Source organism: Rhodococcus artemisiae (assembly GCF_036327795.1).
Taxonomy (GTDB): Bacteria; Actinomycetota; Actinomycetes; order Mycobacteriales; family Mycobacteriaceae; genus Rhodococcus; species Rhodococcus artemisiae.
This window is the reverse complement of record NZ_JAUTXY010000007.1, coordinates 153,053-176,289: the sequence shown is the minus strand read 5'-3', so window position 1 is coordinate 176,289 and position 23,237 is coordinate 153,053. Positions and strand designations below refer to the sequence as shown.

At 62.8% G+C, this 23,237-nt stretch carries 17 protein-coding genes; 11 read left to right on the top strand and 6 right to left on the bottom strand.

All coding sequences use genetic code 11. The annotated features are described in order from the left end of the window. Window positions 1-20 precede the first annotated feature (20 nt). From Q7514_RS16650 to Q7514_RS16635, 4 genes are all read left to right on the top strand, one after another. Window positions 21-908, top strand: coding sequence for an LLM class flavin-dependent oxidoreductase (locus Q7514_RS16650; RefSeq protein ID WP_330134395.1), 888 nt, complete (start codon window positions 21-23; stop codon window positions 906-908). Window positions 909-965: 57 nt separating this feature from the next. Continuing rightward, window positions 966-1,727 carry an SDR family NAD(P)-dependent oxidoreductase gene (locus Q7514_RS16645; protein ID WP_330134394.1) on the top strand — a complete coding sequence of 254 codons (762 nt, stop codon included), beginning with the start codon at window positions 966-968 and terminating at the stop codon, window positions 1,725-1,727. A gap of 607 nt (window positions 1,728-2,334) precedes the next feature. Then, window positions 2,335-3,861, top strand: a complete 1,527-nt coding sequence (locus Q7514_RS16640) for an ABC transporter substrate-binding protein (RefSeq protein ID WP_330134393.1) — start codon at window positions 2,335-2,337, stop codon at window positions 3,859-3,861. Between the two features lie 54 nt (window positions 3,862-3,915). Then, window positions 3,916-4,704 (top strand): enoyl-CoA hydratase/isomerase family protein, encoded by a 789-nt coding sequence (locus Q7514_RS16635; RefSeq protein ID WP_330134392.1) that lies wholly within the window; start codon window positions 3,916-3,918, stop codon window positions 4,702-4,704. A gap of 256 nt (window positions 4,705-4,960) precedes the next feature. Here the strand turns inward: Q7514_RS16635 and Q7514_RS16630 are convergent, their stop codons facing one another. The 4 genes from Q7514_RS16630 to Q7514_RS16615 all read right to left on the bottom strand — a co-directional run bounded on the left by Q7514_RS16630 (window position 4,961) and on the right by Q7514_RS16615 (window position 8,853). Next, window positions 4,961-5,872, bottom strand: a complete 912-nt coding sequence (locus Q7514_RS16630) for a 3-keto-5-aminohexanoate cleavage protein (RefSeq protein WP_330134391.1) — start codon at window positions 5,870-5,872, stop codon at window positions 4,961-4,963. Window positions 5,873-6,003: 131 nt separating this feature from the next. After that, window positions 6,004-7,230 carry an NAD(P)/FAD-dependent oxidoreductase gene (locus Q7514_RS16625; protein ID WP_330134390.1) on the bottom strand — a complete coding sequence of 409 codons (1,227 nt, stop codon included), beginning with the start codon at window positions 7,228-7,230 and terminating at the stop codon, window positions 6,004-6,006. Between the two features lie 34 nt (window positions 7,231-7,264). Next, the gene (locus Q7514_RS16620; RefSeq protein ID WP_330134389.1) at window positions 7,265-7,573 is read right to left on the bottom strand and encodes a 2Fe-2S iron-sulfur cluster-binding protein; all 309 of its coding nucleotides are present in this window, start codon (window positions 7,571-7,573) and stop codon (window positions 7,265-7,267) included. A 17-nt stretch (window positions 7,574-7,590) separates the two neighbouring features. Further along, window positions 7,591-8,853, bottom strand: a complete 1,263-nt coding sequence (locus tag Q7514_RS16615; protein ID WP_330134388.1) for a cytochrome P450 — start codon at window positions 8,851-8,853, stop codon at window positions 7,591-7,593. A gap of 513 nt (window positions 8,854-9,366) precedes the next feature. On the opposite strand from Q7514_RS16615, the gene Q7514_RS16610 reads away from it, so the two are divergent. The 7 genes from Q7514_RS16610 (at window position 9,367) to Q7514_RS16580 (ending at window position 20,583) form a co-directional block, all read left to right on the top strand. Next, complete coding sequence (locus Q7514_RS16610; RefSeq protein WP_330134387.1) at window positions 9,367-11,982, top strand: CaiB/BaiF CoA transferase family protein; 2,616 nt, start codon at window positions 9,367-9,369, stop codon at window positions 11,980-11,982. Next, window positions 11,982-13,157 (top strand): lipid-transfer protein, encoded by a 1,176-nt coding sequence (locus tag Q7514_RS16605; protein ID WP_408016111.1) that lies wholly within the window; start codon window positions 11,982-11,984, stop codon window positions 13,155-13,157. The genes Q7514_RS16610 and Q7514_RS16605 overlap by 1 nt, the downstream gene beginning before the upstream one ends. Window positions 13,158-13,250: 93 nt before the next feature. Beyond that, window positions 13,251-13,649, top strand: coding sequence for a Zn-ribbon domain-containing OB-fold protein (locus Q7514_RS16600; RefSeq protein ID WP_330134385.1), 399 nt, complete (start codon window positions 13,251-13,253; stop codon window positions 13,647-13,649). Between the two features lie 157 nt (window positions 13,650-13,806). Then, complete coding sequence (locus Q7514_RS16595) at window positions 13,807-15,444, top strand: FAD-dependent oxidoreductase (RefSeq protein WP_330134384.1); 1,638 nt, start codon at window positions 13,807-13,809, stop codon at window positions 15,442-15,444. Further along, the gene (locus tag Q7514_RS16590) at window positions 15,441-16,991 is read left to right on the top strand and encodes a class I adenylate-forming enzyme family protein (RefSeq protein WP_330134383.1); all 1,551 of its coding nucleotides are present in this window, start codon (window positions 15,441-15,443) and stop codon (window positions 16,989-16,991) included. Before Q7514_RS16595 ends, Q7514_RS16590 begins: the two co-directional genes overlap by 4 nt. Before the next feature lie 479 nt (window positions 16,992-17,470). Beyond that, window positions 17,471-18,796 carry a TetR/AcrR family transcriptional regulator gene (locus tag Q7514_RS16585; RefSeq protein WP_330134382.1) on the top strand — a complete coding sequence of 442 codons (1,326 nt, stop codon included), beginning with the start codon at window positions 17,471-17,473 and terminating at the stop codon, window positions 18,794-18,796. A gap of 260 nt (window positions 18,797-19,056) precedes the next feature. After that, window positions 19,057-20,583, top strand: coding sequence for an ABC transporter substrate-binding protein (locus Q7514_RS16580; RefSeq protein WP_330134381.1), 1,527 nt, complete (start codon window positions 19,057-19,059; stop codon window positions 20,581-20,583). Between the two features lie 375 nt (window positions 20,584-20,958). Here the strand turns inward: Q7514_RS16580 and Q7514_RS16575 are convergent, their stop codons facing one another. Both Q7514_RS16575 and Q7514_RS16570 read right to left on the bottom strand, forming a co-directional pair. Then, window positions 20,959-21,870, bottom strand: coding sequence for a 3-keto-5-aminohexanoate cleavage protein (locus tag Q7514_RS16575; protein ID WP_330134380.1), 912 nt, complete (start codon window positions 21,868-21,870; stop codon window positions 20,959-20,961). A 152-nt stretch (window positions 21,871-22,022) separates the two neighbouring features. Then, a complete protein-coding gene (locus Q7514_RS16570; RefSeq protein WP_330134379.1) occupies window positions 22,023-22,649 on the bottom strand; it encodes a TetR/AcrR family transcriptional regulator in 627 nt (208 codons plus the stop codon). Window positions 22,650-23,237: the final 588 nt, after the last annotated feature.

Genomic DNA, 23,237 nt, shown 5'->3' with positions numbered 1-23,237 from the left:
TGAGAGCAGGAGAGACTGTGGTGTCAATACAGTTCGGCGTCTTCGTGCCCCAGTTCCGGATCGATGTCAGCGGCATGCGGGCTCGTGCGGTGGCGGCCGAACACGCAGGATTCGATTCCTTCTGGCTCATGGATCATCTTTACTCACCTGGTGGCAAGCCTACGGCCAGTCTCGAAAGCTGGACATTGCTGACCATGCTCGCCGGTTCCACCTCCACGATCCGGCTCGGTCATCTGGTGGGGTGCAACCCGCTTCGCCATCCTGCACTGCTGTCGAAGATGGCGGCAACTGTGGACAACATCAGTGGAGGACGGCTCGACCTGGGACTCGGGTGGGGGTCGGTCGAGGCGGAGTTCGACATGTTCGGCATCCCGGTTGGATCGCGTCGTGAGCGTGCGGAGGCACTGGGGGAGACCATCGAGATCTTCCGGAAGATGTGCGCGGGGGAGCCGTTCGACTACGACGGCCGCCATTTTCGGCTGCGTGGCGCGTACGGACTACCGGCCCCGGTGCAAAGCCGAATTCCGATCCATATCGGTGGTGGTGGAAAACAACTGACGATGCCGCTCGTGGCGGAACACGCCGACTGGTGGAACTGCCTGGGGAGCGCCCGGCACCGGATCGACGAGTTGGCACCTCTGCGCGGACAGGCACGGATCTCTGCACAGTACGCAGTGGGGTTCGCACAGAGGAGTGACGAGATTCCCGAGGTGGCAGCTGTGACGGCGCGTCGTATGCCTGACCAGAGTTGGGGTACACCGCTTGTAGGAACAGCAAACATGCTGATCGACCAGCTGAACGACGAACGTCGCCGCGGTGTGGAACTGTTCGTTCTCCGCTTCCACGATTTCGCGGCACCGGAGACTCTCGAACGGTTCGGTCGCGATGTGATCGCAAAGTTGTCATGAATCATTTGGTCGGTGAGGACTCATCCCTTGCCGCCCCCCCGAAATCAGGAGACCCGAATGTCGGAAAATTTGAACAACAGGCGCATCATCGTCACCGGAGGTGCGAGCGGGATGGGTGAAGGGCTCGTACGGGCGCTCCCCGGTCTCGGTGCCCACGTAGTGTCGCTCGACGTCTCCGAACAGGAGGGGCGTGAGATCGCAGAGGCGAGCAAGGCAGGGTTCGTGCAATGCGATGTTGCGGAACAGAGTTCGGTCGAGGAAGCGTTCACTCGAGCGGTCGAGTTACTGGGCGGCCTCGACGTGTTGATTCACGCTGCGGGGATCGCTCCGGGAGGAGCGGCCGAGGACGTTCCCCTCGACACGTGGAATCGGGTCATGAGCATCAATGCGACGGGCACGTTTCTTACGAATCAGGCGGCCTTCCGCTATCTGAAGGACCAGGGCGGGCAGGTGATCAACTTTGCGTCCGCCGCGGGTGTCCAGGGCTTGAAGAACAAGGCTGCATACTCAGCGAGCAAGGGCGCAGTGGTCGCCTGGACCCGCACTGCGGCTCAAGAGTGGGGCAAGTACGGCATCACGGTCAACGCTATTGCCCCTGCTATCTGGACTCCTATGTACGACAAGACCCGCGCATCGATGACACCGGAGCAACTGGAAGCCCACGACGCCCAGATGGCCACCGCGGTACCGCTCGGAGGAAAGCTCGGTGACGTCGAGAAGGACTTTGTCCCGGTACTTGCCTTCCTGGCAAGCCCAGGAGCCCGGTTCATGACGGGCCAGGTGTTCCCCGTCGATGGCGGTACCTTGATGATGCGGTAGTCGATGCTGCCGGCAGGTGGCGTCAGGGAATTCCGGCGAACCTTCATGTCACTCTTGTCCACCTGGTCTGCATGAGTGGGGAGCTGGCCGGATCGTCGCACAACTCGGCGGTCGAATCGAAAGTGGACTTCCGTGCATCACCTCGAGCCGGTGCTGAACCTCTGTGTCAGAGTGAGACACAACGTCTCCTGACAGACCCGAATCCGGAAGATCCCCTACGTATTGCCCGGCCAGCGCCGATGGATCGCTGAGCGATGTGTCGACCTGAGATCTGCTCGGCGCAGATCGGCCGCACTCTCTCGACCGTGACAGGTACCCGGGCGATGGGATGTTCCCGAGGTTGACGCCCAGTTCGTTGGCGGTAACTGTCGGGCACGGGTCGAGGTGTCAACCGAATCGAGCGTCACACCCCCTCTGTCAGTCATTGCATTCCAAATCATCAGTAATTATATTACTGTTGTGATGCGCGCCACTTACTGCATGGAAGAGTGGTGATCCGTCCCACTGCGTCGACGGTGGGGTGGGGATCGGTCCGGGTTGTCACACCATCGACGATGCTCCTTCCCAGCAGCCATATCCCATTGATTCCTCGGAACTGGAGATATACGTGAGAGCTCCCCGCACCCTGAAGGTTGCCGCCGTCGTGCTGGCGACCGCCCTTGTCGCCGCGTGCGGCGGATCTGGATCCGAAAGCTCGAGCGACCAAGACAGTTTGAAGATTGCATGGCACATTCCGCCGTCGTCGATGGACCCGCACAGAACCACCAGCGCCTCAGGCTCGCATCCGTACATCAGTATGCTGTACGACCGCTTGACAGCGCTCGAACAGGTCGACGGACAGCCGCAGGTCGTGCCCAGCATCGCGACAGCCTGGGAGACTACTCCCGATGGCCTGACCACGACGTTCACAATCCGAGACGATGTGACCTTCCATGACGGAACACCGCTCGATGCGAATGCAGTTGCGCTGAGCATCGAGCGCGGGGTGGCGCCAGACACAATGAGTGCCCGCTATTTCGAGATGATCGACGGGGTGTCCGCCCCGGCCCCCCATACTGTTGTCTTCACGCTGAAGCATCCGTCGTCGGACCTACCCTTCCTCCTGTCGACCTCATTGGGATCGATCATCAATCCGAAATCCATCAACGATGATCTGAGTCAGAAGGCTGACGGATCCGGCCCATACGAGTTGACGAGAATTGTGCCTGGTGATCGCGTGGTATACAGCCACATCGACGGCTACTGGAACGATGAGACGTACGTCATTCCTGAAGTCGAGATCATCGGCATGGTCGACGACAACTCTCGCATGAACGCTGTGCGCAGCGGTCAGATCGACGCAGCCAAAATACGCGTGGCCCAGTACGAGGAAGCGAGTGATGCTGCGGCGGGCGGCGATTTCGAGCTCACCAATCTCGACAATCTCATCTGGTACAACGTCAATCTCAACCACGATCGTGGACCGCTGAAGGATCCTCGGGTCAGGCAGGCCCTGAACTACGCGATCGACCGTGACGCCATCAACACCTCATTGCTGAACGGCCAGTGTGTTCCGACCTCCCAGCCTTTGCAGGAGGCTGCTGAGGGACATCGCACGGACGTCGACTACACCTACGATCCTGACAAGGCCCGGGAACTACTCGCCGAAGCCGGATATCCGGACGGGTTCGCCCTCGACGGGGTCACTTCCGGAGACATCTCCAAGATAGGAATCACGATCCAGGCTGCGCTGGCGGACATCGGTGTCGACATCAACTTCAGGAACTCCGATTTCAACGACATGCTGGCTCAGTGGACGGCCGGTAACGCTGACGCTGTACTCTTCGCTGCCAATGCGACCTCCGACGCCGGATTCACGCTCAAGGACAGGTATCTGGGCACGTCACAGAAGGGACCACTTCCTGAGGGTTTCGAGGACAGCCTGTCACAGGCCCTCACTCTCGAATCGGGCGATCCGGCCAGGACCGAGATCCTCTCCGCCCTCTCCGGGCTTGCATCCGAGCAGGCCACCGAGATCTTCATCTGCGCACCGGCCAATCCCTACCTACACAGCTCGAACGTCGCCGGCTTCGACACAATGGCGTCGCAGTTCGCAGGCGGACCGTTCGATCTTCGCGGAGTCCACTTCCAGTAGCCGGCTTTCACGCGAGACAACCCGCAGAGCAACAGTGACAAGGATGTGGTGCACATGAATACGGGAACGAAGTGGTCCACACTTGCACTCGGCGTGAGCGGACAGGTGGCGACCGTGAAGTTCGATCGTCCGGAGCATCGCAATGGCGTGACAACCACGATGGTGACCGAACTGCACGACCTCCTGCACTCCGTCGCATCTGACAGCTCGATCTCGGTGCTCATGCTGACGGGAGCAGGCTCGACGTTCTGTCCCGGCGCGGATCTCAGCCAGTCCCCGACTGCCGAACCGTCACAGCTGCCCGATATCGAGGCCTACCAGTCTGCGACGTTGCTCCACGAGATGCCGCAGGTCACTGTCGCCGCGATCAACGGCGCGTGCGCCGGGGCGGGCCTGGCGTGGGCATCTGCTTGTGACATCCGGCTGGCCTCTGCAGGAGCGCGGTTCTCCACCGCGTTCCTGCAGGTTGGCCTGGCCGGCGAGCTTGGGACGGCATGGACGCTGACCAGGGTGGTCGGCGGCGCGATGGCACGCGATTTGTACCTGCTACCCAGGAAGTTCGGTACAGACGACGCGCTGCGAATCGGGTTCGTGTCCCGCGTCTTCCCGGACGAAACGTTCGCGGCGGACACTACGGCCATTATCGCGGAACTCGCGTCCCGAGATCCGCGGGCACTGCGCACGATGAAACGGAACTTCGTCGACGCCGAGCAATTATCGCTGCGTCGCTACGTCGAGGTGGAGAGCGCGCGCCAATTGGCATTCTTCACCGGTGAAGCCCGCAAGGACACCATTCGGCGGCTCACCACCCAGCGAAGTGTGCTGGGCACCGCAAGTACATGATCACCCGACCCGGTTCTCCCTATGTCACGGGGCTGATTCGAGCACAGGATGTGCTGTGAAGACACGACATCCACAACTTTTCTTCACGGCCTCGAGATTTCGACCGGTTCCGGTTGCAGGACAATCCCATTCCATCCGACTGCAACACAGAACCCGGCGATGACGGCTTCACACCGTCACCGAGATGCAGAAGATCGATCGGAAGACTCTCTGTGCCGCTGCCGGTGCATGATTCGACCGCAAGGGACCGGAGAACTCACCTGGCTTGGTCGGCGGTGAGCAGCGCATCCCTTGCCCGCTCACTCCGGGCAAGCGGTCGTCCCACCGACTCGACCAAGGACACAGCGGCAACAACCATCTCCCGGTCGTCGGCATCCGAGAGGCCTGCCGCATCCTCGGTTCCGATCCGCAAGTGTCCACCACATTCGAGGGCGTAACGGGCAAGGGGGGTCTCGAGAAGCACGCCACCCATGACCCCGACGTTCCAGGGAAGCCCGCTGCCCTCGAGCATCCCGAGATAGGCGTCCAGAGATGCCTTGGACGGTGGGAGGCCGAAATTCAATGCACGCTGGCCGATGTCGTAGATGCTGTACTCACCCGCAAAGTACAGCTTCACCATCGATCCCGCCGGGAGTCTACCCGTCGCCGCACAAGCGAGCGCGAATCGCAGATTCCCCGGTTCGTACACCCCGATGGTAACGGGAACTCCTGCGCGCGAGGCGAGGTCGACGAGGGTGCACGCGTCGGTCAAGTCAGTGCCGAATCGGTTGGCAGTGAAGGGCAGGCCCTTCTCGTCAACTCCACCGAACATGATCGCGCCGGGATCAACCGGGATCATGTTCACGGTGCCGTTTGCAGTGAGGGGGCCGAAATGGGAGATCTTCTCGGCGAAGGAACCACCGCGAACGAAATCGGGATACAGAATTGCCGCGGGATGTTCGTTGTGGATTCGACGCCCGAGATCGGTCATCTCGTCGACCGTGCCTGACACATCGAGCCGGAAGTCATGATGGTGGTGGATGATCGATGCACCCGCCGTGAGGCACTCGACCGCATCAAATGCAGTGGCCGCCAGGGACTTCAGTGGCTCTCCTCGACGGAAGGGAGAGATCGCGGACTCGATGACGGCGGGCCGCTCGGAGACGTTCGGATGCTCGTTCTTCGCCATGGTTTCCGTGCTCCCTGCAGTATGATGGGCATGAGACGTCCGCAAACGCGGAACTGTGGTCGATGGTCCGTCATTGCTCCTGTGGCAATCGAGCGATCTAGAAGTTCACCGGTACTGTTTCGGGTACTGGCCTACGCAAGTTCCTTCAGCTGAACGCTACTGTCGGACAGAGCGTCGGGGTCTATCACCGCGCGCGTTGCCACCAGCGCCCTGGACTGTACGTAGTCTCGGACGTGGTTGACGGCGTCGACTGCGATCACGCTGCCGCGGGAGAGATAGACGACGCTGAAACGATTCGTGGCCGGATCGCCTCGAAGTACTGCGCGATCGTGGCCGTTCTGCAATCCGACCGTTTGTAGTTTGATGTCGTACTGGTGCGACCAGAACCACGGCAATGGCACATATGGTCGTGGCTTGCCCAGGAGTGCGTCGGCCACGGTCTTCGCTTGATCGACCGCATTCTGCACGGACTCGAGTCGCACACGGTCCTCTCCGAGATTCGAGCTTGTGAACGCGGCGCAATCTCCGATCGCATAGATATCGGCGAGGCTGGTTCGGCAGCGCTCGTCCACCTCGATGCCGTCACTGCAGGCGGCGCCTGCGGCGGCGAGGACGAGGTGGTTCGGTGCGAGTCCGACACCGACCAGGACCAGGTCAGCAGGTATGTTGACGCCGGTGGTCAGCCGCACCGACCGGACTTTTCCGTCGCGGCCCCAAAGCTCGCTGACCTCGGCGCCGAGATGTAGCTGGACGCCGGCCACTCGGTGGCGGTGTGCGATGTAGTCGGATACGTCTGAGCCGGTCACACGGGCGAGTAACCGCGATTGGGACTCGACCACGGTGACCACGAGTCCCGCCTGGCGGAGGCTGGCAGCGGTTTCCAGACCGATGTAGCCACCGCCGATGACCACAGCTCGACGGGCGGTGCGCAGCGCAGATCTCAACGAGACCGCGTCCTCGACGGTACGCAGCCGGTACACACCCTGCAGATTCGTCCCTGGTATCGGCAGAGAGCGGGCAGTGCCGCCCGCGGCCCACACCAGAGTCCGATAGCGGTAGGCGGTGTCATGGGAGTCACGCGCCAGGTGGGCCTCGGGATCGACGTGCACGATTTCTCGTCCGGTCACCATCGTGACGCCGGTGGATTCCCAGAACTGGGCGGACTTCATATCGAGCGCATCGCGCTCGACTGTTCCGGCAAGGAATCCTTTGGACAGTGGCGGCCGCTCGTACGGCGCCGTTGGTTCGGCGCCGACGAGTCCGACGGTACCCTGGTACCCGGCGGCGGCGAGCGACAACGCAACCTGGGCGCCCGCCTGTCCGGCGCCGACGATCAGGGTGTCGAAGTCACGTGTCATTGCTGTGTTCCACCTCTCGGATCGCCGTCCCGGGTCATGGAATCCGGACCTGGACGCCGTCGAGAGATGCATTGATCTTGATCTGACATGCGAGGCGACTCACAGGCCGGAGCTCGTCGACCATCTCGAGTAGATCGTTCTCGTCGTCGGAGGGCGCCTGAATCCTCTTCCGCCATTCACCCTCGATATACACATGACAGGTGGCACAGGACATTTCGCCACCGCATTCGCCCTCGATCCCAGGGATGCCGTTGCGCACCGCGGAGTGCATGAGGGTATCACCTTCGACGGCGTCGACACTGTGCACCGTGTCGTCGCCGAAGATGTAGTGGACAGTCGGCATTGCGGTCTCCGTTCGGGTTAATTGCGGGCAGCAGCGAGGGACCGAGGACTGTATCGGACGGGAAGGGAGGTGAACCCTGTGGTGACGTTGTCGGCAATCCACGTCGGTTCGGCGCTCGTCTCGAGATCAGGGAAGGCGCGCAACACCTTCGGGATCAACGTACCGAGTTCGAGCCTCGCGAGAGCGCGACCCAGGCACATGTGGATGCCCTCACCGTAGGCCAAGTGCGGATTGGGGTCGCGGGTGATATCGAAGCGGTGCGGATCGTGGAAGACCCTTTCATCCTTGTTCGCCGAGGCCTGGAATGCCACCACCCAGTCGCCGGCGCGGATGGTCTTGCCATGCAACTCTATGGCTTCATTGGCGATCCGTAGCCGATTCTTTCCAGGCGTCACCCAGCGGACTACCTCTTCCATTGCACTGTTCGTCAGCGAAGGATCATCGAGAAGGAGTTGTCGCTGATCAGGGTTCTCGAGGAACTGCCATAGACCCACCGCCGCCGCGTTGCGGGTGGTCTCGAGTCCGCCACCGATGAGAATTGTCAAGTACGAACGCATTTCGTGCAAGCTGAGCTTGTCTCCATCGATCTCCATGTTGCCGATGACGGTGGCGAAGTCGTCCTGCGGGCTCGTCCTCCTCTCGAGCGCAAGGTTCTCGCAGTACTCCATGAGCCGACGCTGACCGTGCAGAGCCGTGTGAACCGGATCGTCGTCGATCATGAACTTCGGATCGGCCGATGCCAGCCATTGCCACGACGCCTCACGGAGCATCGGCCAGTCTTCCTCCGGCACCCCGAGCATCCGCAGGATTACGCGGACCGGCAACTCCCCGGCAATGTCCTCGACGAGGTCGCACGAGCCCAGATCGGCGACGTCCGCGATGATCTCGTCGACGATCGCCTCGGTCTCGGCCGCGAGTTTCTTCACGGCAGGCACAGAGAAGTGCTTGTTCATCGGCCTGCGGTACAACTCGTGGATGGGCGGATCGTTGCGGCCGAGGCTGACGTCCATACCCAACTCGTACCGCTCCTCCGGAGTGCGTCGCTTGGGGCTCTTGGGAATACGTGTGTCCCAGCGGGAGCTGAGGCGCGGGTGGTCCGTCAGATACCACTTGACGTCGTCATACCTGGTGACAACCCAGTAATGTCGGCCGTAGTGGTCGTCTTCGGCCCAGTGCAGAGGATCTTCGTCGCGAAGCGCCTTGAAGACATCGTGGTACTCGGTGGTCGTGTACCAATTGGCGTCGAGCAGCTTGTTGTCTATCGAAGTCCAGTCGGTCATCGGGCCACCTTCTCCTTTTTCCGGGCGTGCCGGTCAGTCGTGCGGAACCCCTGCGCGCGAGCAGAGAAGAGTGCACTTCGCACTAAATGAACACACTGTCAGGTATAGCGACGCTACGGGTGCCGTGTCAATAAGTGGGCGCAATGCCCGGTGGCACTGAAACCTCTGTCGGTAAGCAGAACTGATGGAATCGCCGGGGCAAGGGAGACCTTTCGGGCTCGTTTATTAAGGATGGCACCGCGTCAGAATGTCGGAGGTCAATCGACGCGAGACACAGAGTCGGAGATAGGTATGTGCTGGGGCCAGCGCGTCCGATTCCCCTCTTGTCAACGGGCGTGCCGTCTGTCACTGTTGGAAATATCCGCCGAATCTGACGATCTGTATACCTGAGGTCCAGCAGGTTCAGAGCCCGAACTGTAGTTCCATCGGAACGACCATGCGTGGCACAGACGGATGCACGCACACTTCACCGCTGTCATCGAGATTCGTGATCGAGAATAGGGGCCACCGAACATGACCGAACGAGCCGACTCCACCGGCAGTTTTCTTCGCGGGGTTCGAGTTGTCGAGATCGCCGACGAACTCGGCGAGTATTGCGGCAAGGTGCTCGCGGGTCTCGGCGCGGACGTAATCAAGGTGGAGCCGCTCGGTGGCGAGCGGACGCGTGGCTACGCTCCCTTTCAGAACGATCGGCCCCACCCGAACCGTAGCCTGCACTTCTGGCACTACAACTTCGGTAAGCGTTCGGTCGTGCTCGACCTCGACTCCGATGGCGGTCGTGATCGATTCCGAGCCCTCGCGCGCACGGCGGATGTTGTGCTCGACACCCGGCACCGCAACTACCTGGGCGATCGTGACCTCGGGTACGAGCAGTTGCGAGCCGAGAACTCGGGACTGGTCTACGTTCGGATGAGCCCGTTCGGCGACGACGGCCCGTGGGCCGATTACCACGCCTCGGACCTGGTGCACCTTGCGTTGGGTGGCGTGATGATGAACTGCGGATACGACGCCACGCCGACCGGCGAGTACGACACACCGCCGATTGCACCGCAGATGTGGCACGCCTATCACATCGCCGGCGAGATCACGGCCATCCAGATCATTGCGGCGCTGATCTACCGTGATGAGACCGGCATTGGGCAGAAGCTCTCGAACTCGGTCCACGAGTCGGTGAGTTCCAACACGGAGACGGACATGCCCGACTGGGTCTACTCACGTCTGCCGCATGCACGCCAGACGTGCCGCCACTCGTTTGCGCAGGCCACGGCGTCGGCCGAGGAATCCGCGACGGCTAACGTCCGAGTACCCGGAATCGCCCGGACCAAAGACGGCCGTTGGTTGCTGCCCTACAGCACCTACCTGCCGGGATTCGGTGCCCCCTTCGAGAAGACGCTCGGTGTGTTGCGCAAATACGGTGCCGAACGGGATCTGGATAATCCGCGCTTTCACGATCCCGCAGAACTCCAGAAACCGGATGTATTGCGGCACGTACAGTCGGTGATCCACGGAATGGTGGGCGGCTACACGTACGACCGCGACGTCTGGAAGGACGCACAGGCGAACGGATTGCCGTGGGCCCCTGTACGTCGACCGGAAGAGAACGTCGGTGAGGACCACTGGTTGTCGCGCGGGACATTCATGGACGTCGAGTACCCGGAACTCGGGCAGAATTTCACCCAGATCGGCGCCAAATGGGTATCCCCGGGGCTGCCGTGGCGCACCGGGCCACGCGCACCGATGGTCGGCGAACACACAGAGGAAGTGTTCGCTGCCCTGACCGGAATCGAGCCATCCGTGGCGCCGATACAGATACCTCGTTCCGAGGCGGTGCTCAGTCGGCACGGAAAGCCCTTTGCCCTCCAGGGCGTTCGGATCGTAGACCTGTCGTGGCTGCTCGCCAGTGCCGGTGCCGGACGGTTCTTCACCGCGCTCGGCGCCGAAGTCATCAAGGTCGAGCATCACAGCAAGGTGGACGGCATGCGCATGGGCGCCGGCAAGGTCGGTGCCGGAGGCCGCGCTGCCCGTGACGCCGCCACCGGCCCGGTCTCGACAGACACTGGGAGCGGGCTGGACCGCAGTGGTGCATTCATGGAGATCAACGCGGGCAAGCGCAGTGTCAGCCTCAACCTCAAGAGCGAACGGGGGCGAGAGTTACTCACCGAGTTGCTGCGCGACGCGGACATGGTGATCGAGGGATTCTCACCGGGCACAATGGATCGGATGGGCTTCGGCTGGGAGCGGCTGAAGGAGATCAACCCGCGGCTCGTCTACGTTCAGCAGTCCGGGATGGGACAAATCGGCACCTACGGTGAGATGCGTAGTTTCGGACCCACCGCGCAGGCGTTCTCCGGGCTCAGCGACATGTCCGGACTTCCCGAGCCGTATGCGCCCGCGGGCATCGGCTACTCGTACCTCGACTGGTTCGGTGCGTATCAGATGGCCCTGGCGATGATGTCCGGACTGTATCGGCAACGGCGAACCGGCAAGGGATGCTGGATCGATTCCTCTCAGACCGAGGCCGGGCTGTACCTGACCGGCACCGCGATCCTCGATTACAGCGTCAACGGCCGACAGTGGCAACGGTTCGGCAATCGATCCCCGTACATGCCTGCGGCGCCACACGGCGCATACCGGACGGCCGGCGATGACCGGTGGATCGCCATCGCTGCATCCACGGAGGACCATTGGCGGGCTCTGCTCGAGGTGCTCGACACGCCCGGCTGGGCCGCGGACGAGAAACTTCTCACCCTCGAACTTCGTATTCAGCACCAGGACTACCTCGATTCGTTGATCGATGCCGCCACTCGCGCCTATGAGCCGTTCGAGCTGATGGACGAGCTGCAACGCGCGGGTGTCCCCGCAGGCGTGTGCCAGACCGCTGAGGACCGCTACGAGCGGGATCCACAGTTACGACATCTGAACTGGATGGTCGAGCTGACACAGTCCGCCATCGGTACGTGGCCGGTCAAGGACATCCCCGTCACGTTCAGCGAGACACCGACCTTCATCGGGGGCATCCTCGACCGGCACGGACCGAGCTACGGCGAGGACAACGACTACGTGTACCGCGACCTGCTCGGACTGGACGACACGCAGATCGCGGAGCTCGCCGAACACGGAGTTCTGTGATGCCGCTCAGCGGTGCTGCCGCGATCGTCGGTATCGGCGCGACCGAATTCTCCAAGGCCTCCGGGCGGAGCGAACATCGACTGGCGATGGAGGCGATCACCTCCGCGCTCGCCGACGCCGCCATCGCGCCTGAGGAAGTCGACGGGCTGGTCAAGTTCACCTTCGACAACACCTACGCATCGACGGTCGCACGATCGCTGGGACTCCGGTCGCTCAAATTCTTCCCCGAAACTCCGGCGGGTGGAGGTGGCGGATGCGGTACGGTCGCCCTCGCAGCGCTGGCCATTGCGGCCGGACTGGCGAACGTGGTGGTGTGCTATCGCGCGATGAACGAGCGGTCCCAGCAGCGATTCGGGGTTCCGCGCAGCGCACCGATACCGGGGGCCGCCGTGACGAGCGGTGATCTCGACTCGTCCTGGCACGGGCCGTACGGATTGTCGACGCCTGCGGCGGTCATCGGAATGAGCGCGCGCGGTTACATGCACCGATACGGCGCGACGAGCGAGGACTTCGGGCGGGTTTCGGTCGCTGCCCGCCGGCATGCGGCCACCAATCCGGCGGCCTGGTTTCACGAAAAGCCGATCACACTCGACGATCACCAGACATCCCGAATGATTTCGGATCCGCTGCGCCTGCTGGATTGTTGTCAAGAGAGCGACGGCGCGGTCGCGTTGGTGGTCACGAGCTCCGCACGGGCTCGTCGATCCGGGCGTCCGGCGGCGATGGTCACCGGTGCCGCGCAGGGGGTCGGCTCCGAGACCGTGCTCATGTCGAACCACTACCGGGACGACATCACTGTCACCGAGGAGATCGCGATCGTCGGGGAGCAACTGTGGGCGCAGTCCGGCCTACGCCCGGACGATATCGATGTCGGCGTCCTGTACGACCACTTCTCTCCGACGGTGCTGATGCAGCTCGAGGCGCTGGGATTCTGCGGGGCGGGGGAGGCGCCGGACTTCGTGCGCGACGGCGGCATCGAGGTCGGCGGCCGTCTGCCGGTCAACACCAACGGGGGCCAGCTGGGCGAGGCCTACATCCACGGCTTCAACGGGATGGCCGAGGCGGTGCGCCAGGTGCGCGGAACGGCGGTCAACCAGGTGCCAGAGGCCGAGCATGTCGTGGTGACGTCGGGCTCGCATGTGCCGACGAGTGGCCTCGTCCTGAGCCGGATGTAAGAGGAGAACGACGTGAACGAGAACGCAACGGTTTATTCGGCGCCCCACCCGACTGTGCCCCCTCTGCCGACGCGTGGTCGGACCCGGCCGGCGATGAGCCAGGACACCCAATTCTTCTGGGACGGCGCACGCGAACACCGGTTGTTGATCCAGCGCTGCACCGGGTGTGGTGTGCTGCGCCACCCGCCGGGTCCTCTGTGCCCGTCCTGTCACGGATTCGATTGGGAGACGGTCCGCGCGAGCGGGCGGGGCACGGTGACCAGTTTTGTCGTCCAGCATCATCCTCCTGCACCGGGCTTCGAGGGGCCCGCACCGATCGTGCTCGTCGAGTTGGAGGAGGGCGTGCGCCTGGTGTCCAACTTCGACGGCGCGATCACCGATCTTGGGATAGGAGCCCTCGTCGAGGTGTTCTTTCTGGATCAGGAGGAGGGCTGGACGTTGCCACAGTTCCGTCGTGTGCCGGGATCCGTATCGAGCGGGCCCGGAACATGATCGACACCGCTAGGTCGCGCGCGCGTCCTGGCTCGGCGGGCGGCCGGCATAGTCCGACTGATTTGCAGGAATCGGGGGAAGCCTGTCCGCGCTCCGTTGCAGATCGCTATCCGGGATGTCCAACAGTTGTGGTTCAGACTCTGGGAAGGAGTGCTTGATGGTGGAGTCGTTCGACGTCATCGTCCTCGGGAGCGGGGCGGCGGGCCTGACCGCGGCGGTCACCGCCGCCACCGAGGGGGCGCGCGTGGCTGTTTTCGAGAAGGCCGATCAGGTCGGCGGCACGGCCGCGTGGTCGGGCGGCAACGTGTGGATCCCCGACAATCCGCTGATGGACACCGTCGGCGTTCTCGACAGTGAGGAGGACGCCTACACCTACATCATGTCGCTGTCGCGGGATCTCCTCCAAGAAGATCTGGTACGCACCTTCGTGCGTACAGGCCGCGAAATGGTGACCTACCTCGATGTCAACGCGAATACGGAGTTCTATGTGGCAGAGGGATTTCCGGATTATCATCCGGAGCATCCCGGGGGTCGGCCACAGGGCGGGCGCACGCTGGAAACTCCACTGTTCCCCTTCGATGAACTCGGCGAGTGGCAGCACCGAGTCTCTCCAGGCCCGTACTTCGCGGAACTTCACCTGGTGCAGAAGGAAACTCCCATCGGCGCCGCCGTGCCGTCGCCACCCTCCGCGGAGGAGCTCGCACGACGTCGGGTCCGTGACGAGCGCGGCCGCGGCCAGTCCCTGGTCGGCAGGCTCCTCAAGGCCTGCCTCGATCGTGGGGTCGTGATCCGAACTGGCTGTCGTGCAAGGGGACTCGTAGTCGAAGGTCGCCGAGTCGCCGGTGTGCGACTCGAGACGGCCGACGGCACTCGTGTGGTCCACGCCACCGGGGGGGTCGTGCTCGCCACCGGGGGGTTCGAATGGAACGAGGAATACAAGCGCGCGTTCCTGCGTGGACCGCTAACCCATCCCGTCACCATGCCCACCTGTGAAGGTGACGGGCTGTACATGGCCATGAAGGCCTGCGCGATGCTCGGCAATATGCGTGAAGCCTGGTGGAGCCCCGTCGCAGTGCTGCCCGAGGGCGTCAACGACATGAATCGGGTGATGGTCAACGCCGACCGCACTCGACCACGCTCCATCATGATCAACCGAAGAGGGCGTCGCTTCACCAACGAAGCCGCGAACTACAACGCCTTCGGCGGCGCCTTCCATCAGGAGGACGTCTCGACGTTCAGTTATGCCAACCTGCCCTGCTGGATGATCTTCGACCAGGAATACCTGCGCCGATACGGAACTGTCGGACCCTACGCACCGAACGAGGTACCGCCACCGTGGGTGATCGCCGCCAGCAGCCTCGAGGACCTGGCGGGTAAACTCGGCGTACCTGCCGAGGAGTTGACGGCAACCGTGCGACGGTGGAACAGCAACGTCGCGGACGGCCACGACCCCGACTTCCACCGCGGCGAGAGCGCCCACGACCTGTGGTGGGGAGACCCACACTGCAAAGGCCAGACCAAGGCCACTCTCGGGCCGCTCGACGAGGCCCCCTTCTACGCGGTACCACTGGTCAGCGGGGCGCTCGGCACCAAAGGTGGGCCTCGCGTCGACCCCCACGCCCGCGTCCTGGATCTGGACGGCGAATCCATCGACGGGCTCTATGCTGCCGGCAATGTGATGGCGTCGCCGTTCGGCATGACGTACGGCGGCGCCGGCGGCACCCTGGCCCCGGCAATGGTGTTCGGCTACCTCGCAGGCCTCCACACCGCACGAGTAGTCGGCTCGGTGCGATGAGTAGCGTGCAGATCGAGCGTGGCATCCCGGATACAGCCGGGGATCTCTGGGCCCTTGTTCAGCAAAGAGCGACGCAGACGCCGGACGCACTGCTCGTGGTCGACGAGCGACGTCGGCGTATGACCTTCGCCCAGTTCCGCGACGCTGTCGAGCGGACTGCCGCCGGGCTCGCAGCCCGGGGTGTAGCAACGGGAACGGTTGTGTCGTGGCAGCTTCCGAGTCGCATCGAGACGATGGTTCTGACCGCTGCCCTCGGTCGTCTCGGGGCAGTGCAGAATCCGCTCATCATGATGCTGCGGGAACCGGAGGTGGAGTTCATTTGCCGTCAGGTCGGTACCCGGTTGCTCATTGTTCCCGAGGAGTTCCGGGGATACGGGCACGGTGCCATGGCGCATGCTGTTGCGACGCGTATCGACGGCCTCGAGGTGATGGTCGCGGACGGCTCGCTGCCCGATGCGGACCCCGCAGGCATGCGGGAGGCACCGCAGGAGCCACCCGTGCGCTGGGTGTTCTACACGTCAGGTACCACATCGGAACCGAAGGGGGCGAAGCACACCGACGCCGGATTGATCGCCGCAGCGATCACCTATTGTGAGGCGATCGCACCTACCCCGCAGGACCGCATTGCAGGGCTGGCGCCGATCGCGCACGTCGGGGGTATCCTGCACCTGATGGTCGCCCTGATGACCGGCGCCGCACTGATCATCACGGACATCTTCGAACCCGAGGCCACCGCACGGCTACTGTCCGAGCAGGGTGTTACTCTCGGCGGCAACGGAACCCCGTTTGCGCTCGCCCTCTTGCGAGAGCAACGAAAGCTCGACCATCGTCTGTTTCCCCGGCTCGAGGCGTTCCTCATCGGTGGGGCACCCCGACCCGTGTCGGTTCATCACGCGGTGCGCGATGAACTCGGCGGCGTCGGGCTGGTCTCTGGCTACGGACTGACGGAGTGTCCGTTCATTGCCTGGGGCAGCCCTCGCGGCAGCGAGAATTCCATTGCGATCACTGAGGGTCGTCCGGGGCCGGGTACCGACTTGCGGGTGGTCCGCGAGGACGGATCGATCGCCGAGCCCGGCGAGCGGGGCGAACTACGCGTGCGGGCACGACAACTCATGGTCGGTTACGTTGCCCCCGAACTCGACGCGGAGGCATTCGACGCGGACGGCTATTTCCACACCGGTGACCAGGCATTCATCGACGCCGAGGGCTGCGTGAACATCGTCGGCCGTCTCAAAGACGTGATCATCCGGAACATGGAGAACATCTCGGCCCGCGAGGTCGAGGATCATCTCGCCGCGGTGGTCGGGCTGCGGGACGCCACGGTGATCGGACTGCCCGACCCCGACACCGGGGAGCGGGTGTGCGCGGTGGTGGTGCCCGACGACAACGTTTCCGCACCGACTCTCGATGAAGTGGGTGGATACCTGCTCGATCGAGGGCTGAACAAGCGCAAGCTGCCGGTCCAGCTAGAGGTGGTCGATGAACTGCCCCGTAACGCGATGGGCAAGGTCGTCAAGGCCGCACTCGTCCGCCGGTTCAGCGAGTAATGAGGCTCATCGGATCCGACAGCAGCGCGGAATGGCGTGAATCGGTCGGTGAACAGCCGGCGGAACGTGCAGTTCGCGTTCTTCGAAGCGATGAGGAAGTGAGAGGTCTCTATGAATGGGACGTGCGGAAGACACGCTGCTGTCACCGAGGAGCCCGCCGACTCGAAATCGCCCACTCGTTCCACAGTCGCCTGCAGCGCCCACTGACGGAAGAAAGGCTTCGACATGAGCGATCGTCCGGCGTCGACGGGGAGCGTTCTCCGCGGTGTGAGCCCGGGATGCCCTGCGGAATCGTCCTCACCGGACTTGGCGCTCAGGTCGTCGAGGTCGGGTCGCTCGGCGGCGCGAAGGCACGGGCTCGCGGGCTCCCTTCCCCACGACGAATCGCATACGCATCCCAGTCTTCGATTCTGGCGCTATAACTTCGGCATCGCGCGATGAACATCCGGTCTGGCGAGGTTCCGCGGGGGAGCGGAGGTGTGCAGGAGAGTGAACTGGTGCGACGCAGTGGGTACGGAGTCGACAGTCTCGGTACTCGTGGCACCCGCACGCGGGACCAGATTCTCGCCGAGGCGCTCGCCCAGTTCGCCGCCAGGGGCTTCCATCAGACGTCAGTGCACGACATCGCGGCGGGGGTCGGTATCTCCCGTGCTGCGCTTTACCAGTATTTTGGGAGCAAGGACGCGCTCTTCATCGAGTTGCTCGACGAATGCGGCGCGGCCGTGGCCGCCCTTGTGCGTCGGTTCGAGCCGCCGACTCCCACAGCTCGTGGGTTCCGGATGCTGAGGGACTGGCTGGACGACTGGGCTTCCGTCTACGACAAGTATCCGACGATGTTCATCGAGTGGAGCAACATCAATACACCCGACGACGCCGTCGCGCGGAGCGTCGGTGCGTATGTCACGAAGCTGAACTCCCGCCTCGGTGCAGTCCTCGCCCGAGCGGGCGTCGTCGGGGTCGATCCCGTGCATGCCTCGATCGTGGTGACGAATGTCATTCTGCGGTACAACTACCTGCGGCATCAACCGGGTGCGGCGGCTCTGTCGGACGAACACTCGTACTATCTCGCGGTACTGCTCCTACAGTTCCTCTTTCCGGATGCCCCCGGGACGGCGACGCGTCCCCGCCCGGGCGAACCCCCGGAATGGGCCGATCAGCGCGTGTCCGGCCGTCCGCCTGCACGGAGGAGGTCCGCCGCACCGTATTGCGCTCGGTTCGATGGTCTGTCCGCGCGTGCAGCCGGGACGGTCAGGGAACTGATGAAATCGGGTCTCCGGGTCTTCGCCGAGAAGGGATATCACAGGGCCAGTGTCGACGAGATCGTCGCCGACGCCGACCTCACGCGCGGAACTTTCTACAAGTACTTCGACGAGAAGCGGGATCTCCTGGTCGCGCTGTCCGAAGAGTGCAGTCAGGATCTGGCGGCGGATGCGCGGAGATTCGGCCGCATCGATCCGGCGGAGGACAGCGGAGGGCGGCTCCGCCGGTGGGTGCGGGAATCGTTCGTGGTGTACGGCCAGTACCGGGGCATCTACCGGACGTGGATCGACCGCTCGCACATGAGCCCAGAGATAAACGAGATGCGCAGTATGGTGGTCGACGCCATGCGACGGGCCCTGCAACTGACCCTCAGTCGAGTCACCAGGTCGCATGCCCTCGACCTCCGGGTCTCCCACCTGTTCCTCGTTGCGCTGATTGAGGAAGTTCCGCTGGGATTCAAGCTCAACGGGCTCCCTGTGAGGCAGGCGCCGCAGACCGAACTTCTGGCCGTCATTATCGAGCGATCTCTGTTCAATCGGATCTGACACTCTATACACTGACGACGATCCACCGAATTGCTCACGGCAATCGAAACATCCTGTTGCACAGAGTCAGTGGTTTCTCTCGGTCCGCTTTGTCAGCTCAGCGCGGCCATAGGTTGCCCCACCGAACCCGTCGCTGGGTTCGTTCCGAATACGCCCACGAGGAGGATCATCCGATGGATATCGACGCCGAAGTTGATGTGGTCAATGCAGGCCCGCGCGGTGCCACACCGGCCAATCTGAACGGGACCAAGGAAGCATAGATGACGAAGATCAGTACACGCGTTGCGTTGACACTGGCTGTGGTGGCGACGCTGATTGCCGGGTGCGGAGGCGCCGGCTCCACCGATTCTGACGGGCCTGACTCAGCGAAGGTGGCCTGGATCATCGCGCCGAACTCACTGGATCCGCATCTCAATCGCAGTGTTCCGGCAGCCGAGCCGTACATCTCGCCTGTATACGACCAGCTCGTGCGGCTGCAGAACACCGACGGAATGTCACGAATGGTTCCGATGGTGGCGACCGACTGGGAGTACAGCTTCGACAAGACCGCACTCACGTTCCACCTCCGCGACGACGTGAAGTTTCACGACGGAACACCTCTGACGGCGGACGCTGTTGCGAGATCGCTCGACCGCGCCCAGAACCACCCCAATTCTGCAGTAGTGGACAGGTTTTCGTCGGTCTCTGCCGTCGAGACCCCCGATGAGCACACCGTGGTGGTTCGCATGACGGCGCCGCGTTCGGATCTGCTCTACACCTTGGCTACGTCGGCGGGAAGTATCATCAACCCGCGGCTCATCGACCAGGATCTCGCTCAACTCGACGCCGGGTCGGGGCCGTACACGCTGGTGTCAGTCAAACCGGGTGACCGGGCGGAATATGCTCGCGCTGAGGACTACTGGGATCCGGATGCGCATGCGATCGGCAAGGTGCAGATTATCGGTATGCCCGACGACCAGGCCCGGCTCAATGCGGCCCGAAGCGGTCAGGTGGACGCTGCGATGATGCGGATGACTCAGTATCGAGACGCCCGGAGCCTGGTCGACAGTGGCAAGTTCGGACTCGCATCGGGAAATCAGAGTTCCTGGTACGGAATGTATCTCAACAACTCACGGGGGCCGCTGACGAACGTCGACGTGCGTCGGGCGATGAATTTTGCGGTGGACCGCGAGGGGATCAGTTCGGCACTGCTCAACGGTCAGTGCGAGCCGACGGGTCAACCTATTCAGGCCGGAGCGACCGGGCACGTCGACGGGGCGGACTACACTTACGACGTAGCAAAGGCGAAGCAGCTTCTGGATGCAGCGGGCTACCCGGATGGATTCGACTTGAACGTAGTGACGGGCGGGAGTCTCACGCCGATCGCGTCAGCACTACAGGATCAGCTCGCGGCGGTCGGCATCCGGCTGTCGATCACGAACCTCGATTTCTCGGAGGCACTTGCACAATGGCAGTCCGGGAATGTGGACGCGTTCGCGTACAGCCACGCCGGCACCCCGGACCCAGCGATCACGCTCCGCGATGTGTACTTGACATCGAACTACCAAGGGCAGCTGCCTCAGGACTTTCAGGCCACACTCGAAACCTTGTTGACTCCTGTCGACGATGAGCAGCGCTCGACTCTGCTCGCGACCGCGTCTCGGCGCGCGTCGTCGGACGCGCTGGAGGTCTTCCTGTGCGCCGCCCCGACCCAGTACCTCCACATCCCATCCCTGAGCGGGTTCGAGACGATGACGGTTCCGTTCGCGGGCGGACCGTTCAACCTGCGTGACATCCGTGTGGAGTGAGTGTAGGCGCTGTGACCTGAATCGTAGATTTCGGCGGCCTATATGAGGTGGACACAACCAACACGGACGAGTCGCAGCACGGGTGCAGAGAGCGGGCGCCAGGACGGCAGACACGAGTCTGGATGCAATGTGTGGCTTCGACGATCTCTACGCCGGCGTGGATGCGGAGCGGTCTGGAGGCCGTGGAGTCCGACGACAGGGTGTATTACTGCGGCCACGGGGGATACGTATGCGTTCTCTTGCCGTCGAAGGAGCCCGCCTTGCCGTTGGTCCGCGGCACGGCGGGCGCTTCAACTGGTGGAACCCGTCGTTGAACATTCGGAACGATGAGGCATGCTCACGAGGGCGTCGACGTCGCCGAAATACTCGGCATGCTCAGGCGGACACTGTCATTTGGCGGGACAGGACCTCCTGCGCTTCGCTCCATTTCGCGACGGGGCGCCCGACCTCGTTGGCAACCTCGATGACCTTCTGGATCATTTCAGCGTTGGTCATGTCGACGTCACGCAGTGGGTCCTCCTGTCCGGTGCGAATGTGGCCGCCTTTCTCGATGGTCTGCCGCAACAGGTCGGTCTTGAGAATCTCTCCACCCATCACTGAGGCGAACCACGGGAGGTTCGCTCCGTCGAGCATGTCGACGTAGATATCCAGAGCCTCCTTGGTAGGCGGCACGCCGAAGGTGGACCGGGATTGTTCGGCACCCCAGGCCGCACCGCCCGCGAAGTAGAACTTTGCGTACGTGCCCGGCACGAACTTCCCGGCTGCGCCCAATGAGCGCACCCAGGTCAGGAATGCTGGGTGGAAGATACCGAGGGCAGTGGGGACGCCGAACTCGTGTGAAAGTTCGACCATTTTGGTGGCCTGCTCAAACGTCGTGCCGCTGATGATCGAACCGGTCAGGAGTCCGTCCTTGTCGGCGCGTCCGTGCTCGGTGGTGCCAGGGTCGAAAGCGAACATGGTCATCTGTCCGGACTCATGGAATGGGCGCAGGTGCCGCATTTGCTCCTCGACCTTGTGACCGGCCATGTATGCGGGGTAGAGCAGTGCACCCGGGTATTCGGCGAGGATGCTCCGGTTGATCTCGATCACCTGTGCGATGGCGTCGTCCAAGCCGAGGGAGAAATCGTGGTGTACGTGGACGATGCCGGCTCCGGAATCCAGGCAGTTCTTTGCCTCGGCCACAATGTATTCGGTGGTTTTCTCGTCTCCGCCGGTGTTGGCCACAACGCGTGACATGGCTGTTTCGATGACGAGTGGCTGGTTGCTCTGGAAGTGGTTGATAGTCATGTTTCCTCCCTTTTTCGTTCCGATGACTTTCGGCACGGCAGGGCGACGGACCGTCCGGAAGGGGATCCGGCCCGTGGTAGCGGCTTGTCGTGGCGAGGTGTCGGGTCGAGCTTGATGAAATGTGGCTGCGCGGAGACTGGCGGGCCGTACAGCTAAGGATTGTTCCGGATCGGCACGAACAAATCGTCGCTGAGCATGTGGATATTGATAGCGATAGTCGTTGCTAGCGATACGTCTTCGTCGTGCCCGAAGGATCTCCACGCAACACGCACGGCCGTCAGGACGGCCGCTGCCGCGAACACCATCCGCTTCGAGCGTGGATCGAGTCCGAGCCGCGAGGCCAGGACCTCGCACCAGTAGTCTTCGCTGTCGATCATCGCCTGCAGCCAGACGGCCTGAAAGCCGCGGTCGGAACCAAGGACCCGATACATTCTCCGGGCCTCTTCCGGATGCGTGGACGGCCAGGACTTGCTCCACACCGCCACGAATGAATCCTTGATCGGCTCGTCGGACGGCCGGGCGAGGAACTCCGCCGCCACACGCTCAGTACCTGCCATCAGGAATGGGCGAATGGCATCTTCCTTCCGCGGGAAGTACCGGAAGAACGTCCGCTCCGAGATTCCGGTGTGCCGAGTCAGGTCCTTGACTGTCACATCGGCGGTGCCGTGTTCGATCAAATACTCGACGGTGGCCTGCGACAGCTCCTGGAGTGTCCCTTGCCTCGACAGCGCGCGGGTATTCGCGCTTGTGGGGACGGTGCCCAAAGGTTGCGCTGTCAATATCAATCCTCCTGCTGCGCCCGGTTCTGACAGGCGGGTTGGTGATGCAGACCACTGTAACATTAAATGGCAGAAACTGTCACCATAGGTTCTATGGGCGCGGAAGCTGGATGCTGACTCGGTGTCTGAACTACTCTTCTGTGCAGAGTAAGTCGTTGAGTGGGTAATCAGAGGGTGTCCAGATGGTCGGGTCCCGGCGATTAGAGTGGCAGTAACTGTCAGAACAATATGTTCGGGTCTCATTGGGGGCTGAACTTTGCTGTCAGCGCAGGAGGTGCATGGTTTGAACTGTGAAAGTAATTGCACCACAACATAAGTTGATCGTCATGCGTGGTCGGGTTGATGCACCGAACGACCGGCTGCACGGTGACGACCGCCGGTCGCACCCGTTCTCGGATCTGACTCATCAACGCAGGCTGAGTGTCCGTTCCTTGTTCCGATTTTCGTAGTCTATGACAGTCATCTTCGGAATCTGTGAAGCTGATTTCTCGAAATGGCTACCGCACGAACGTCCTGGCGAGGTATGAATGACTGCAGCACCGAGACAAGGCATTCGAACGGTCGGTGCCTTCGTCTTCGCTCGCAACC

Coding starts and splice junctions, on each gene's coding strand:
- Q7514_RS16645 (WP_330134394.1), top strand. CDS start 966: ATGTCGGAAAATTTGAACAACAGGCGCATCATCGTCACCGGAGGTGCG.
- Q7514_RS16635 (WP_330134392.1), top strand. CDS start 3,916: ATGAATACGGGAACGAAGTGGTCCACACTTGCACTCGGCGTGAGCGGA.
- Q7514_RS16630 (WP_330134391.1), bottom strand. CDS start 5,872: ATGGCGAAGAACGAGCATCCGAACGTCTCCGAGCGGCCCGCCGTCATC.
- Q7514_RS16625 (WP_330134390.1), bottom strand. CDS start 7,230: ATGACACGTGACTTCGACACCCTGATCGTCGGCGCCGGACAGGCGGGC.
- Q7514_RS16620 (WP_330134389.1), bottom strand. CDS start 7,573: ATGCCGACTGTCCACTACATCTTCGGCGACGACACGGTGCACAGTGTC.
- Q7514_RS16615 (WP_330134388.1), bottom strand. CDS start 8,853: ATGACCGACTGGACTTCGATAGACAACAAGCTGCTCGACGCCAATTGG.
- Q7514_RS16610 (WP_330134387.1), top strand. CDS start 9,367: ATGACCGAACGAGCCGACTCCACCGGCAGTTTTCTTCGCGGGGTTCGA.
- Q7514_RS16605 (WP_408016111.1), top strand. CDS start 11,982: ATGCCGCTCAGCGGTGCTGCCGCGATCGTCGGTATCGGCGCGACCGAA.
- Q7514_RS16600 (WP_330134385.1), top strand. CDS start 13,251: ATGAGCCAGGACACCCAATTCTTCTGGGACGGCGCACGCGAACACCGG.
- Q7514_RS16595 (WP_330134384.1), top strand. CDS start 13,807: ATGGTGGAGTCGTTCGACGTCATCGTCCTCGGGAGCGGGGCGGCGGGC.
- Q7514_RS16590 (WP_330134383.1), top strand. CDS start 15,441: ATGAGTAGCGTGCAGATCGAGCGTGGCATCCCGGATACAGCCGGGGAT.
- Q7514_RS16580 (WP_330134381.1), top strand. CDS start 19,057: ATGACGAAGATCAGTACACGCGTTGCGTTGACACTGGCTGTGGTGGCG.
- Q7514_RS16575 (WP_330134380.1), bottom strand. CDS start 21,870: ATGACTATCAACCACTTCCAGAGCAACCAGCCACTCGTCATCGAAACA.